This is a genomic window from Kitasatospora sp. NPDC056651, from assembly GCF_042792155.1.
In the GTDB taxonomy this organism is placed as follows: Bacteria; Actinomycetota; Actinomycetes; order Streptomycetales; family Streptomycetaceae; genus Kitasatospora.
On record NZ_JBHTWX010000008.1, the window covers coordinates 107,049 to 121,181 of the forward strand.

General features: G+C 74.0%; 10 protein-coding genes. 1 reads left to right on the plus strand and 9 read right to left on the minus strand.

Annotated elements, in window-relative coordinates; genetic code table 11:
• Positions 1–36: 36 nt before the first annotated feature.
• The 5 genes from ACFRAR_RS06005 to ACFRAR_RS06025 form a co-directional block, all read right to left on the minus strand.
• The gene (locus tag ACFRAR_RS06005) at positions 37–1,389 is read right to left on the minus strand and encodes a serine hydrolase domain-containing protein (protein WP_380695247.1); all 1,353 of its coding nucleotides are present in this window, start codon (positions 1,387–1,389) and stop codon (positions 37–39) included.
• A gap of 721 nt (positions 1,390–2,110) precedes the next feature.
• A complete protein-coding gene (locus ACFRAR_RS06010; protein WP_380695249.1) occupies positions 2,111–2,632 on the minus strand; it encodes a gluconokinase in 522 nt (173 codons plus the stop codon).
• A 9-nt stretch (positions 2,633–2,641) separates the two neighbouring features.
• Positions 2,642–4,009: a glucose-6-phosphate dehydrogenase gene (locus ACFRAR_RS06015; RefSeq protein ID WP_380695251.1), complete on the minus strand. Its 1,368-nt coding sequence runs from the start codon at positions 4,007–4,009 to the stop codon at positions 2,642–2,644.
• Positions 4,006–5,835, minus strand: a complete 1,830-nt coding sequence (locus ACFRAR_RS06020; protein WP_380695253.1) for a glycoside hydrolase family 15 protein — start codon at positions 5,833–5,835, stop codon at positions 4,006–4,008. The genes ACFRAR_RS06015 and ACFRAR_RS06020 overlap by 4 nt, the downstream gene beginning before the upstream one ends.
• A 65-nt stretch (positions 5,836–5,900) precedes the next feature.
• On the minus strand, positions 5,901–6,950 hold the full coding sequence (locus tag ACFRAR_RS06025; protein ID WP_380695255.1) for an NAD(P)-dependent alcohol dehydrogenase: 1,050 nt from the start codon (positions 6,948–6,950) through the stop codon (positions 5,901–5,903).
• A 265-nt stretch (positions 6,951–7,215) separates the two neighbouring features.
• On the opposite strand from ACFRAR_RS06025, the gene ACFRAR_RS06030 reads away from it, so the two are divergent.
• Positions 7,216–8,283 (plus strand): lactonase family protein, encoded by a 1,068-nt coding sequence (locus ACFRAR_RS06030; RefSeq protein ID WP_380695259.1) that lies wholly within the window; start codon positions 7,216–7,218, stop codon positions 8,281–8,283.
• Positions 8,284–8,307: 24 nt separating this feature from the next.
• Here the strand turns inward: ACFRAR_RS06030 and ACFRAR_RS06035 are convergent, their stop codons facing one another.
• From ACFRAR_RS06035 to ACFRAR_RS06050, 4 genes are all read right to left on the minus strand, one after another.
• The gene (locus ACFRAR_RS06035) at positions 8,308–8,766 is read right to left on the minus strand and encodes a universal stress protein (protein ID WP_380695261.1); all 459 of its coding nucleotides are present in this window, start codon (positions 8,764–8,766) and stop codon (positions 8,308–8,310) included.
• Between the two features lie 198 nt (positions 8,767–8,964).
• Entirely contained in the window at positions 8,965–11,703 is a 2,739-nt protein-coding gene (locus tag ACFRAR_RS06040) for an alkaline phosphatase family protein (RefSeq protein ID WP_380695263.1), read from the minus strand.
• 4 nt (positions 11,704–11,707) lie between these two features.
• A complete protein-coding gene (locus tag ACFRAR_RS06045; RefSeq protein ID WP_380695265.1) occupies positions 11,708–13,105 on the minus strand; it encodes an ABC transporter permease in 1,398 nt (465 codons plus the stop codon).
• Entirely contained in the window at positions 13,102–14,046 is a 945-nt protein-coding gene (locus tag ACFRAR_RS06050; RefSeq protein WP_380695267.1) for an ABC transporter ATP-binding protein, read from the minus strand. Before ACFRAR_RS06050 ends, ACFRAR_RS06045 begins: the two co-directional genes overlap by 4 nt.
• Positions 14,047–14,133: the final 87 nt, after the last annotated feature.

The following is a 14,133-nucleotide window of genomic DNA, read 5'->3' on the forward strand; positions in this document are numbered from 1 at the left end:
AGTGGATGTGACGGCGGTGCGGTGGGCGCGGACGGCTCAGCCGGAGCCGGTCCGCCGGGCCGTGCGTCCGGAGACCTGCACCCGGTCGATCCGGCCGGTGGCCGGGTCCCGGCGGAAGCTCCCGCCCGGCTCGGGGCGGCCGGTGTCGGGGGCGACCAGGTCGTAGGAGAGGTCGGCGTAGCAGCGCAGCGGGATCGGCGGGTCGCCGTCCACGGAGAGGGTGGCCGGTCCGTCGCCGGCCGCTTCGACCCGGTAGCGGAGGGAGCCGTTGCGGTACTCTCCCGCGCATCCGGGCGGTGCGACGCTCTCGCCCGCGCCGACCGGCGCGATCGCGGCGGGCACCCGCACTCCGGCCAACTCCTCCAGTTCGGCCGCGAGTTCGCGCCAGAGCGCGGTGGCGGCGCCGGCGTTGCCGGTGAAGGCCACCACCAGGCCGCTGTCCGGGTCGGCCCGCAGGTGACAGGAGGTGCCCATGGCGTTGCCGTCGTGGCCGCACCACCACTGGCCGCCGTGCCGGTAGAGGGCGACCCCGGCGCCCCAGCCGTCGGCGAGCGCGCCCGGGCGGGCGCCGGGCTGGGGCCGGCGCATCTGCTCGGCGAGGTCCGGGGGCAGCGCCTTGGCCCGGCCGGCCAGGGCGGCGCCGAGCGCCGCGAGGTCGGTGGCGCTCGCCAGCAGGGCACCGGCCGGGGCCTCCAGCGGGGCCAGGTTCTGCCGCACCGCCCGGGCCCGGCCGGTCGCCGCGTTGAGCGCGTGTCCGGCGGCGACGGGGCGCTCGGGGGCGGCCGTGTCGACGAACACCGGCCCGGTGCCGAAGGGTTCGAGCAGCAGGGCGCGCACCGCCTCGTGCCAGGACATCCCGGTGACCGTCTCCACCAGGCGCCCGGCGGCGACGTAGCCGGCGTTGGAGTAGGAGAAGTCCGTCCCGGGCGGGAAGAGGGCGTCCTCGGCGGTGCACACGGCGGCCAGGTAGCGCGCCGCGGTGGTCCGGGCGGCGGCGTCGGAGTCAGGTCCGGTGGGCAGTCCGCCGGTGTGGCCAAGGAGGTGGCGAATCGTTACTTCGGGCAACTGCCGGAGTTCCGGCAGGTGCTCGGCGGCCGGTTCGTCGAGGTCGAGGTCGCCGTCCTCGGCGAGCAGCATCACCAGCGCGGCCGTGTAGGGCTTGGTGAGCGATCCCACCGGTACGGCGGTGTCGGCGCGGAGGTGCTCCCCGGTGCCGGTGTCGGCCACCCCGGTGTGCAGGGCGACGGTCTCCGAGCCGGTGTCCAGCACCAGTTGGGCACCGGGCACCCGGTGGGCGCGCGCGAGCGTGTCGAGCCGTTCCTGCAGTTCGTCGCGCAGGAGGAGGAGCGGCGCCCGCACACGGGCGGGCGCCGAGCTGGGGTACGGCATGGGCGGAAGCTCCCGTTGACTGGTTCTGTGCCGCCGGCGCGCGGGCGCCCGCGGCGGAATTGAGGATCGGAGTACGACGCGACGGGAGAATTCCCGGTCATGGTCGTCGTGCGGCGCGGGGTCGGCGCGCACGGAATCGACCGGAGCGCCGGGCGGCACGGAGCCGTTCGACCCCGCTCCCACGCGTCCGGAACGGACGGTGCGAATGCGACCGGAATTCCACGCCGTTCGAACTTCGGCAGGTCCGGGAACGCCGTACGGTGACCCGCGAACGGTCGAAAAAGCCTACCCCGCCGGTGCGGCCGGACAGAATCCCGACCCCCGCCGACCGGCCGCTGTCCCGGCCCCGACCTGCGTGGCTGCCGTCCCCGGCATGTCCTTCCCCCTTTTGCACAATCCGCGCCATCCGAACGCCTGAACGACGAGCGCCAGGACGGCGAACGCGCAACAGTCTTCACCGCCGGGTCAGCCGATCGCAACCCCTTCCGATTGAACGGAAAGCGACCGCCCACGACTTCCAAGGTAATCGGAACCACAAAATCCCAGGTGCGACTCCTGAGCACGCCTGGAGCACCCGGGGAAGATGAGAATTTCTTTGGCCGAAACTGTGACGTTCACATCTTCCGAACATGTCGAACAGGCATTCGTGGAAATGTTCGAGTGATTTCCCGGACACCTGTGACAGCTGTGATTCCCGTGCCGGAAAGCGACAGGAGTGGGATCAGCTCCCGGACGTCAGCAACCCCGTCGCCGCGTCGACGATCAGCTCGGGAGCCGGGCCGACGTCCAGCGCCGCGCCCCGCTCGTCCGGCTCCAGCGCCTCCAGCGCCGCGAGCTGCGAGTCCAGCAGCGAGACCGGCATGAAGTGGCCGGTGCGCCCGCCGAGCCGCTCCGCCAGCAGGTCGTGGTCACCCGTCAGGTGCAGGAAGAAGGCGTCCGGAGAGGACTCCCGCAGGGTTTCCCGGTAGCGCCGCTTCAGCGCCGAGCAGGTCACCACACCGCCGGTGCCCGCCGCCTCCCGATCACGCAGCCACCGCCCGATCGCCCGCAGCCAGGGTTGGCGCCGGGCGTCGTCGAGCGGGATGCCGGCCGCCATCCGGGCGATGGAGTCCGGCCGGTGGAAGTCGTCCCCGTCGGCGAAGGGGACCGCGAGACGCTCCGCGAGCAGCCGCGCCACCGTCGACTTGCCGGTGCCGGCGACCCCCATCACCACGACGTACGGACGGTCCGTCCCGCGCGACATCGGCCGCCCCTACCGCTGCCGGGGCGGCGGCCCCTGCGAGCCCGCCGGGTACTCCTCCAGGGGCACCAGGTCCCGGTCCCAGGCGGCCAGCACCGGCTCCAGGACCCGCCACGCCTCCTCGGCCTCGTCCCCCCGGATGGACAGCGCCGGGTCCCCGTTCAGCACGTCCAGCAGCAGCCGGCCGTAGGCGGGCAGCTCCTGCGGTTCCATCCGCGCGGTCAGCGAGACCGGCGCCAGCTCGTGGGCGCGGGCGCCGATGCCCGTCACGTCCAGGACCAGCCCCTCCGGCTCCAGCTCGAAGCGCAGCACGTTGGGCAGCGCCTCCCCGTGGTGGCCGAACGGCAGGTGGGGCACCGGCCGGAAGTGCACCGCGACCTCCTTGCGGTCCGTCCCGAGCGCCTTGCCGCTGCGCAGCCGGAACAGCGTCCCGGACCAGCGCCAGCTGTCCAGCTCCAGCTCCACCTCGGCGAAGGTCTCGGTGCGGCGTTTCGGGGCCACCCCCTCCTCGTCGACGTACGCGGGCACCTCCCGGTCCCCGATCCGGCCGGGCAGGTAGCGCGCCCGCCGGGTGCGCCGCACCGCGTCCTGCTCGGCCAGCGGCCGCACGGAGCGCAGCACGTCCACCTTCCGGTCCCGCAGGTCCCGTTCGCCGAGGGTGATCGGCGGCTCCATGGCGACCAGGCAGAGCAGCTGGAGGAGGTGGTTCTGCACCATGTCCTTGAGCGCGCCGACGTGGTCGTAGTACCCGGCCCGCCCTTCCAGCGCCAGGGTCTCGTCCCAGACGATGTCCACCCGCTCGATGTGGGTGCTGTTCCAGATCGGCTCCAGCACCCGGTTCGCCAGCCGGCTGCCCAGGACGTTCTGGACGGTCGCCATGGCCAGGAAGTGGTCGACCCGGAACACCGCCTGCTCCGGCAGCAGGTCGGCGAGCAGCCCGTTCAGCCGCTGCGCGCCGGCCAGGTCCTCGCCGAAGGGCTTCTCCAGCACGATCCGGCTGCCGGCCGGCAGGCCCGCCGCGTGCAGCGCGGTGATCACGGACGGGAAGAGCGCCGGCGGCAGCGCGAGGTAGACGGCGACCGGCCCCTCCCCGGCGACCACGGCGGCCACCTCGGCGGGGCTGGTGACATCGGCCCGCAGGTAGGTCAGCGAGGCCACCACCGCCTCCCGGGCCGCCGCCGGGTGGTCACCGCCGTGCCGCTCCAGCTGGGTGGCGGCCCACTCCCGGTAGTGCTCGGTGGGCCAGTCCTCCCGGCTCGCCCCGGTCACCTCCAGGTGGTCGCCGACCTGCCCCGCCGCCCGCAGGGCGGCCAGCGCCGGCAGCAGGAAGCGGGCGGTGAGGTCGCCCGTCGCGCCGAGTACGGCGAGTCGCTCGATCATGACCGCCCACCCGCCTTCGCCCGGGCCAGGCTCACGCCGCCGGCGATGATCCCGATGTGGCTGAACGCCTGGGGGAAGTTGCCCATGAACTCTCCTGTGGACGGGTCGATCTGTTCGGACATCAGCCCCAGCGGGCTCGCCCGGGAGCACAGCGAGGTGTACAGCTCCTCGGCCTCATCGATCCGGCCCTGGCCGATCAGGTTGTCGACCAGCCAGAAGCTGCACAGCACGAAGGCGCCCTCGTCGCCGGGCAGGCCGTCCGGGGACTCCTCGTGCAGGTAGCGGTAGAGCAGTCCGCCTCCCGCCGACAGCCGCTCGGCGACGGCCCTGGCGGTCGCCACCATCCGCGGGTGGCCGGCCGGCACCACCTGGCGCAGCGGGAGCGCCAGCAGGCTCGCGTCCAGCGTGCCGCCGCCGTCCAGGTGGGCGCTGAGGGTCTTCGCGTCCTCGTCCCAGGACTGCTCCAGGATGAGCCGGCGCAGCCGCTCGGCCGAGGCCCGCCACCGGTCGGTCCCGGTCGGCAGCCCGAGCCGGTCGCCGATCTGCGCGGCCCGGTCCAGGGCGACCTGGCAGAGCCCGGCCGAGTAGGTGAACACCCGGCCCTCGCTGCGCACTTCCCAGATCCCCTGGTCCGGCTGCCGCCAGGCCTGCTCGGCGGAGTCGGCCAGGCCGGCCAGGCTGGCCCACAGCCCCGGCTGGATCTCGCCGCCGGCCCGCAGCCACTGGTCGGCGCAGTCCAGGATCTCGCCGTAGACGTCGTGCTGGCGCTGGTCGGCCGCGCCGTTGCCCCAGCGCACCGGGGCGGAGCGCCGGTAGCCCTCCAGCTCGCCGTCCTCGATCTCGTCCGGCACCAGGCCGCCCCGCAGGTCGTACATGATCCGGGGCCGCCGGCTGGCCTCGAAGGCGTCCAGGACCCAGCCGAGGAAGGCGTCGGCCTCGCCGCGGAAGCCGATCCGGCGCAGCGCGAACACGGCGAACGCCGCGTCGCGGATCCAGCTGTAGCGGTAGTCCCAGTTGCGGACGCCGCCGACCGGCGCGGGCAGTGAGGAGGTGGGCGCCGCGACCAGCGAGCCGTTGGCCCAGTCGTCGCAGAGCTTGAGGGTGATCGCGGCCCGCCGCACCAGGGGTTCCTCGGGGCCGGCGTAGTCGAAGTGCCGCATCCAGCGGCGCCAGGCCTCGGCGGTGCCCTTCAGGGTCGCGTCGGCGTCGAACCGGTGGTGCCGGTGGAAGCGGCCCCAGGACAGCACCAGGTCCAGGCGTTCGCCCTGGCGCAGTTCGTGGGTGCTGCGCAGGCCGGGCAGCGGACGGTTGGAGCGCAGGTGGAGGCGCAGGTCCGGGCGCCGGTGCGGGCGCACCTCCAGTCCGCTGAACAGGGCCTGCGCCCCGGCCCCGCCGCGGGGCTCCAGCTCCGCGCGGAGCCGGACGGTGCCGTCCAGCACCACGGCCGAGCGGACGAGTTCGCCTCGGTCGGCCGGGGAGTCGTCGGTGAGGTCGGCGCCGGAGCGCACCGTCAGCGCGTCGGTGACCCGCACCAGGCCGGTGGGGCCGCGCAGTTCGGTGGTCAGCACGCCGGTGTCCGGCTCGTAGCGCTGGCGGGCTTCCACCAGGTCCTCCGGCGCGAGGGTGAAGTGCCCGCCCCGCGCGTGGTCCAGCAGGCCGCAGAACAGCGGCTCCGAGTCGAACCGGGGCAGGCACAGCCACGGGATGGTGCCGTCCAGGCCGACCAGCGCGGTGGTGGTGCCGTTGCCGATCAGGCCGAGGTCCTCCAGCGGGAGGTAGCCCTGCCGCCTGCGGACCGGCCGGAACGGTGGGTCGGGGTCGTACATGCCGCCTCGTTTCCTCGGTGCCGGAGGGGAGTCGATCGGACGGGACGTCGCCGGGAGCGGGCCCGCTAGAAGGTGATCATCACCTTCACGACGTCCTCCAGCTTCTTGTCCGACACCTCGAAGGCCCGTTCCATGTCGTCGAATCGGAATTCGTGGGTGGTCAGGTGCGAGGGGTCCACGCGTCCGCCCGCCAGCACCCGGAGCAGCCGCTCCATCCGCAGCCGGCCGCCCGGACAGAGCCCGGTCGCGATCGTCTTGTCCGCCATGCCGACGCCCCACTCGACGCGCGGGATGCGGACGAACTCGCCCTCGCCGAAGTAGCCGGTGTTGGAGATGGTGCCGCCGGGTTTGGTGACCTTGACGCAGGTCTGGAAGGTCGCGTCCGCGCCGAGCGCCTCGATGGCGGTGTCGACGCCCAGGCCCCCGGTCAGCTCCGTGATCCGCTCGACCACGTCCTCCTTGGTGAAGTCCACGATCTCGTCCGCCCCGTACGTCCGGGCGAGCTTCTGCCGGCTGGGCACCGACTCGACGCCGATGACCAGGCCGGCGCCGCGCAGCCGGGCACCGGCCGTCGCCATCAGGCCGACCGGCCCCTGGGCGACGACGGCCACCGTCCCGCCGATCGGGATGTTGCCGTGCTCGGCGCCCATGAAGCCGGTGGAGAGCATGTCGGCGCAGTAGACCGCGTCGGCGTCGGAGATGGACGCGGGGATCTTCGCGAGGTTGGCGTCGGCGTCGTTGACGTGGAAGTACTCGGCGAAGACCCCGTCCTTCAGGTTCGCGAACTTGAAGCCGCCGAGCGGCCCGCCGGACTGCGAGGGGTGGCCGTTCTGGGAGGACGGGTCGCCCCAGTCGGGCGTGATGGCGCCGACCAGCACCCGGTCGCCGGGTTTGAAGTCCCTCACCTCGCCGCCGACCTCGTGCACCACGCCCACCGCCTCGTGCCCGAGGGTCAGGTCCTCCCGGGGGCCGATACCGCCCCGGACGGTGTGGGAGTCCGAGGTGCAGATGAGCGCCCTGGTGGTCCGCACCACGGCGTCGTTCGGGCCGGGCCGGGGGACGGGCTTCTCCAGGAAGCCGACCCGCCCGATCTCCTTCATCACGAAGGCCTTCACTGGCTCGTCCTTCCTGCCCTCGCACCACCGCGGCGGCGGTGCGGATCGATGCGGCGCCCTCCCCGCCCCGGCGGCCGGTGCCCGGCCGCGCGGCCAACGGGTCCCACCTTCCCGGGAACGGCGCCGCCGCGCGATCCGGCCGCTGCGGCAGCGGTGCTTTCCAGTGAAAAACGCTCCGGCCCCGCACGTCCCCGTGCCCGCGTGGCCCCGCCGGGCGCGGCTGCTAGCGTCTGACCGCGTACCGGCGGGAGCAGTGGAGGTTGCAGTGGTGGACAGGGACGACGTGGCACGGGCCTTCATCGGGTCGTTCACCTCGGCGGGCGGGCCCGGGATCCTGGTCGCGTCGGTGGATCCGCGCACCGGAGCGCTCACCGCCGCCGGCACCGTCGCCGCCACCAACCCGTCCTACCTCGCCCTCGGGCGGGCCGACGGCGGTCCGGTGCTCTACGCGGTCTCCGAGGTGGCGCCGGGCGCGGTCACCGCCTACGACGTCGCCGGCCCGGTGCCCCGCCCGCTCGGCGACCCGGTGCCGGTGAACGGGGACGAGCCCACCCACCTGAGCGTCACCCGGGGGCACCTGCTGACCGCCAACTACGGCTCCGGCAGCGTCAGCGTGCTGCCGCTCGCCGCCGACGGTGCCCCGCAGGCCCCGAGCCAGGTGCTGCGCCACGAGGGCAGCGGGCCGCACCCGGAGCGCCAGCGGGCCGGGCACGCCCACCAGGTGCTCCCCGACCCGTCGGGGCGCTGGGTGCTCAGCGTCGACCTCGGCACCGACTCGGTGCGGGTCTGCGCCCTGGACCCGGCGACCGGCACGCTGACCGTGCACGCGGAGACGGCGCTGCCGCCCGGCACCGGCCCCCGGCACCTGGCCTTCCACCCCTCCGGCCGCCACGTCTACGTGCTCGGCGAGCTGCGCCCCGTCGTGACGGTCTGCCGCTGGGACGCGGCGGCCGGGGCGCTCGAACCGGTCGCGGAGGTCCCGCTGCTCACCGGAGGAACCGAGGGGGCCGAGGGCTCCGACGGCCCGGTCTCCCCGTCGGCCCCGGTGGTCTCCTCCGACGGCCGGTTCCTCTGGGTGGCGGTGCGTGGCACCGACAGCATCGTGGTGCTCGCCCTCGACGGGACGGGCGAGCGGGCCCACGTCGTCGCCTCGGTGCCCTGCGGCGGCCACGGGCCGCGCGACCTGGTACCGGACCCCTCGGGCACCCGGCTGTACGTGGCGAACAAGCGCTCGGGTGACGTCACCTGGTTCGACGTGGACGGCGCCACCGGCGTCCCCCGCCCGGCGGGCTCGCTGGCCGTCCCGGCGCCGTCCACCGTCCTGTTCGCCTGACGGCGGCGGCCGGCGCCGCGCCGCTCACCTCTCCTCGTCCCGGACCACCACGACCGGGACGGTGGCGTGCCGGGTGCAGTGCTGGGCCACCGAGCCCAGCAGCATCCCCGAGAAGCCCCCGAGCCCCCGACTGCCGACCACCAGCAGCTCCGCTCCCCGGGCCGCCTCGACCAGGGCCCCGGCCGGGGTGCCGTAGCGCACCTCGGTGCGCACCTCGACCGGCGGCGTGGCTCCCACCGCCTGCTCGACGGCCCGGGCGACCTCCTGGCGCGCCCGGCCCTCCAGCACCGCCTCGTCGGTGGCCGCCGGGGGGAACCAGCCCCGGGCCCCGTGGTACGTCGGGTACTCCCAGGCGATCACCGCCACCACCGCGCTGCCGGTGAGCTCCGCCTGGCGCACCGCCCAGCGCAGCGCCCGCTCGGACGACTCCGAGCCGTCCACCCCGACCACGATGCGGCCCCTGCCCTCAGACCGGTCGGCCATGTCTCCTCCTCGACTCGACGGCGGCGGAGGATCGCACCGGTCGGTGGTCCGCCGTCACCGGGCTCGGTGTCCAGCCTCGGGCCGACCGCCCCGGGTGCGCAGTCCGGCAGGTCCAGACGGGGCCCGGCGGGCAACGGACGGGCCCCGGAGCGCCGAAGCGACCCGGGGCCCGGAACCGGAACCGGAACGGGAACGGGATCAGCCGTCGGTCTCCGCCGGGGGCAGGAACGCGCCGGGCACGTCGTTCGGCGCGAGGATCGCGTTCTCGCCCGGGTACGGCGTGGTCCAGTTGTGCGCCTGGTACCAGACCAGGTGCTCCATCTGCGCCGGGTTGGCGCGGTCCGGCGCCGCGTTCGGGCCGGTCAGCCTCTGCTGGGACTTCCAGGTGTCCCACTGGGCCGCGACGGCCCGCTCCGCGGCCGGCGGCGCGGTGGTGGCCGGCACCGCCGCCGCCCGCAGGTCCTGCGCCCCGGGCACGTCGAGGCCGCAGGAGGGCGGCGTCTTCAGACCGTCGGTCAGCGAGGTCCGGTTGGGCACCGCGGTGAACGGCGTGTAGTCCGGCCGGTCGGTGAAGGCCCCGGTCATCGGGCTGGCCGCGCTGTCCTTCTGGTTCATCGGCTTGATCCCGAGGATCTGCTCGATGGTGCGGATCATGGTGATCTGCGAGTAGTAGCGGCTGTCCACGGCGCCGTGCTGCGCCCAGGGGCTGATGATCTGGATCGGTGCCCGGTGGCCGTCCACGTGGTCCAGACCGGCCTGGGAGTCGTCCTCGACGACGAAGATCGCCGAGTCCTTCCAGTACTCGCTGTGGGTGATCTCGTCGACGATCCTGCCGGTCGCGAGGTCGTTGTCGGCGACCTGCGCGGCCGGGCTCGCCGGACCGCCGGTGTGGTCGCTGGACAGCCACAGCATGTTGAGGTTCGCCGGGCCGTTCCGCTCGAAGTCCTGCTTCCAGATCTGGTACCGGTACAGGTCCGGTACGTCGGTGTCGAACCTGGGGAAGCCGGGCACCGAGACGCTGTTCAGCGAGGGGATCGGCGAGGAGGACTTCAGGGCGTAGGCGCTGTCCTGTCCGGTCTCGTCCATCGCCTTGGAGTCGCAGTACAGGTTCTGCCAGGTGGCGTCGGCCGGCTTGTCCAGGAACTGGTGGAACTCCCCGAAGTCGCGCACCGTCCTGCCCGCCGCCTGCGCGCCCGTCCACAGGAAGCCGGAGCGCTGGTGGCCCAGGGCGTCGTCCTCGGTGTCGTAGCTGCGCTCGTACTCGCCGGCCGAGGACTCGGTGTACTCCGGGTTGTCGGCCTGCATCAGCCAGTTGTGGCCCTCGGCGGAGTTGGTGCCGATGTCGTAGGTGTTGTCGTACAGCCCGAACTGCTCGGCCAGCGCGTGCTGGTTGGGCGTCACGTTCGCGCCGAACTGGGCCAGCTTCGGGTCGCCGTTGCCCTTGGCGACGTCGCCGAAGAGCTGGTCGTAGGTCCGGTTCTCCTTGACGATCAGGAAGACGTGCTTGATCGGCGACGGGTCGCCGATCCGCTTCGGCACCACCTCGGCCTTCGCCTTGTGGCCGTTCGCCAGCTTGACCGCGTTGTTGGTCCAGCCGTTCTGCCGGAACACGTTGTCGGTCTGCGAGCGGATCTCCTTGTCGCTCGGCAGGGTGAACTGGGTCAGGCTGGAGGTGGTGTCGTGGGTCTTGTGCGCGCCGGTGCTGTTGGGCCGCCGGGCGTCGATGCCGCGGGTGTTGGAGACGATCACCTTCGAGCCGACGGTGGCGACCTCGGCCGGGAAGTAGTCCGTGGGCAGCAGGCCGACGTAGCTCACCGGCGTCTGCGCGCCGGTGAACCGGTAGACCGCCACCGCGTTGGCGCGACCGAGGGTGACCAGCAGGCGGCCGTCCTCGGTGAGCGTCACCGCGGTGGGCTCGTAGCCGACGGAGGCCTCCGGCCACGGCTTGGTGGAGATGGTCTGGACGACGGTGTCGCGCGCGGTGTCGATCACCGACACCTCGTCGGTTCCGGTGTCGGCGACGAACACCACCCCGTTCCCGGCGTACACCGCCGTCGGGTGCAGGCCGACGGGGATGGAGCCGACGGCGGCGGCCGGGTTCGCGAGGTCGATCACGCTGACCGTGCCGGTGGTGGTGGCGGCGGTCACCGGGTCGGCGGGCACCTGGGTGCCGTACGAGTTGACGGTGGTGTCCCCGGCCGTGGCCGCGCGCCCTCCCTCGTTGCTCACGTACAGCTTGCCGCCGACCCGCACCACGCCGCGCGGCGCGTTGCCGACCGTCCAGCTCTGCTTGACCGCGCCGCTCGCCGCGTCGATCGCGACCACCCGGTTCTGGCCGTTGACCGCCGCGTACACCGTCGAGCCGTCGGCGGAGAACGCCGCGCCCGAGGCCAGCGCGTGCTTGTCCCCGTCGGCCGGTACCGGCACCGCCACCGGGCTCGCCAGCGTGCCGTCGGGCTTCACGGTGAACCGGGTGTAGCCGTCGAGCTGTCCCAGCCACAGCTGCTTGCCGTCCGGCGAGTAGACCGGGGACTCCTGGCCCACCGAGCCGCTCGGGATGCGCAGCTCGTCCGCCTTGTTGCTGCCGACCCGCTGCAGGACCTTGCCGGTCTTCAGGTCCACCACGACCAGCGCCGCGTCGCCGTCGGCGACCGCGGCGGCCAGGCGGGTGCCGTCCGGGCTGACGGTGGAGCCCATGATCTTGCCGTTGTCGATGACCTGCCGGCTGCCGTACGGGGCGAGGTACTGGTCGCTGGAGACGACCAGGCCGTTGGCGGTGGTCTGGCCGACCTGGTCGGTGCCGAACTGCTGGGTGCTCGCGAAAGCCGTACCGGTGGCCACGGCCACCGCCGTGACGCAGGCCGTGGCGAGTACGGCCCGGCGGCCCAGGACGACCACGTGTTCGTTCCGGCTGCGTCGACGACGCGTTACCTGCATGGCGTCAGCCCTTCGTTGGATCCGTCGTGTTCTTCGGGGAAGCGAGCAGTCCGACCTGACCGTCGAACTGCCACAGCGGGTTGGGCGCGTCCCCGTTCGGGGTGCGCACCAGGAAGTAGCCGTTGACTTCCTTCGGGCCGTCGCCGTCGGCGGTCACCCGCCCGTCCGAGGCCACGTCGAGCTGGTAGACCGCCGTTCCCGGCGCGTCCGTGCCGGGCAGGTGCCAGGTGACCACGCAGCGCCAGTCGTTGCCCGGCCCCTCCGGCTCCACCTGGCCGTCGCCCCGGTGGCACTCCGCGGTGGCCCGCAGCTGCTCCTCCGTCACGGCGGGGCGGTGCAGCTGCTCGGTCTGCAGCCGGTAGAGGTGCGCGAACGCGGTGGCGACCGTCTGCTGCACCTTCTGCCGGGAGATCCCCGAGCCCGTCGACGGCGTGGCCACCGCGATCGCGCCGGTGGTCAGCGCGAGCAGGCCGGCCAGCGGCGCCACCGCGAAGGCGAGGGTGCGGCGGCCCGCCCCGTCCTCGCTGCCGGTGGTGAAGTCCCGCCGGACGAACAGCAGCCAGGCCGCCGTGGTCGCCACCGCGGCCCAGAGCAGGCTGACCGCGATCGCGATCAGCAGCTCGTCCGGCCGCCCCGGGTCGGCGAACAGCCCGTTCCAGGAGACGAAGGCGTAGCCGGGCAGCGCCAGCCGCAGCGCCACCGGCAGCGGCAGCAGCTGGGCGAGCTGCAGCGCGACCGCCGCCAGCGCGGGGACCAGCAGACCCATCGGGGAGCGGCCCAGCAGGACGGAGCCGAGCAGTCCGAGCGAGGCCAGCGCCAGGGTGGGCGCCAGCGCGCACGCCCAGGCCAGCAGCACGCTCCCGGCCGCGTCGGACGGTTGCAGCAGGTGCCCGTCGACGCCGACCAGCGGCTCGTCGCCGACCGCGGCCAGTCCGCCCACCGTGCCGGAGGCGGCCAGTCCGGCCACCAGCAGCACGATCACGGTGGCGCTGGCCAGCGCCTTCGCCGCGAAGATCCGCCGCGGCGAGCGGACCGTCACCAGCAGGTGCCGCCAGGTCCCGAGCCGGTCCTCGGCGGCGAACACGTCGCCCGCGACCACCGAGGTCAGCAGCGGCAGTGCCCATGAGCCGGCGAAGCCCAGCACCACCAGCGGCCCGGCCCAGCCGGTGGCGTGCATCCAGCGGCCGAAGAGGGTGTCGGAGGGCAGCGTCCCCTGCTGGGCGACGGCGGCGGTGAACAGCCCCGGGGCGGTCCAGCAGGCCAGCATCAGCAGCCTGATCCGCCACTGCGAGAGCAGCTTGACCAGCTCGAAGCGGTACACCCGGCCCACCGGCACCGGCCGCACCGCCCCGGGTGCGGCGTCGGCGGCGGCCGCCGTGCGCCCGGCCGTGATCGTGCTCATTCCCCGTCCTCCTGCTGCTCGGTCAGCGCCAGGAACGCGGCCTCCAGCGGCGGCACCACCGGTGCGACCTCGCGCACCCGGACGCCCGCGGCCACCAGCGCGGCCACCAGCTCCTCGACGGCCGGCCCGGACGCGCGCACCACCAGTGCCTCGGCCCCGCGGACCACCCCGGCCCCGGCCGGCACCCGCACCCCGGCGACCCCGGCGGCCACCCGCCGCGCGGCCGCCGGGTCGGAGGTGAGCAGCCGGTGGTCCAGCTCGCGCGTCCGCTCCGCCAGCTCGCCCAACGGGCCGGAGAACCGGACCCGCCCGGCGGCCAGGATGGTGACCTCCTCGCAGAGCGCCTCCAGGTCGTCCATCCGGTGGCTGGACAGCACCACCGTCACCCCGTCGTCGGCGAGCCGCCGCAGCGCCGCGTGCACGTGCCGTTTGCCGGCCGGGTCCAGACCGTTGGACGGTTCGTCGAGCACCAGCAGCCGGGGCCCGGTGAGCAGCGCCGCGGCCAGTCCCAGCCGCTGGCGCATGCCCAGCGAGAAGCCGCGCACCCGGTCGTCGGCGACCTCGGTCAGCCCGACCTCGGCCAGCACCTCGTCGATCCGCGTCGAGCGGGTGTCCCGGCCGCGCAGCGCGGCGAGTGCGGCCAGGTTCCTCCGCGCGGTCAGCGACGGGTACAGGCCGGGCCCGTCGACGAATCCGGCCACCCCGTCGGGCGCCGCCAGCGCCCGGCCGACCGGTCTGCCCAGGACCTCCAGCGTGCCGTCGTCGGCGACGGCCAGCCCGAGCAGCAGCCCGAGCAGCGTGGTCTTCCCGGCGCCGTTCGGTCCGGCCAGCCCGTGGATCCGGCCGGGTTCCAGCTCCAGTCCGACGCCGTCCAGCGCCACGACATCGCCGAAATACTTCGTCAGTCCGTGTGCGCGTACCGCGAGTTGCGTGTCCCTCATGGCCCCTTCTCACAGTTCCCCAGGGAACCTAGGGCGTTGACGGGGCGCCGTCAGGATCGGCCGGTTGAACACCCATGAAACAGCAGG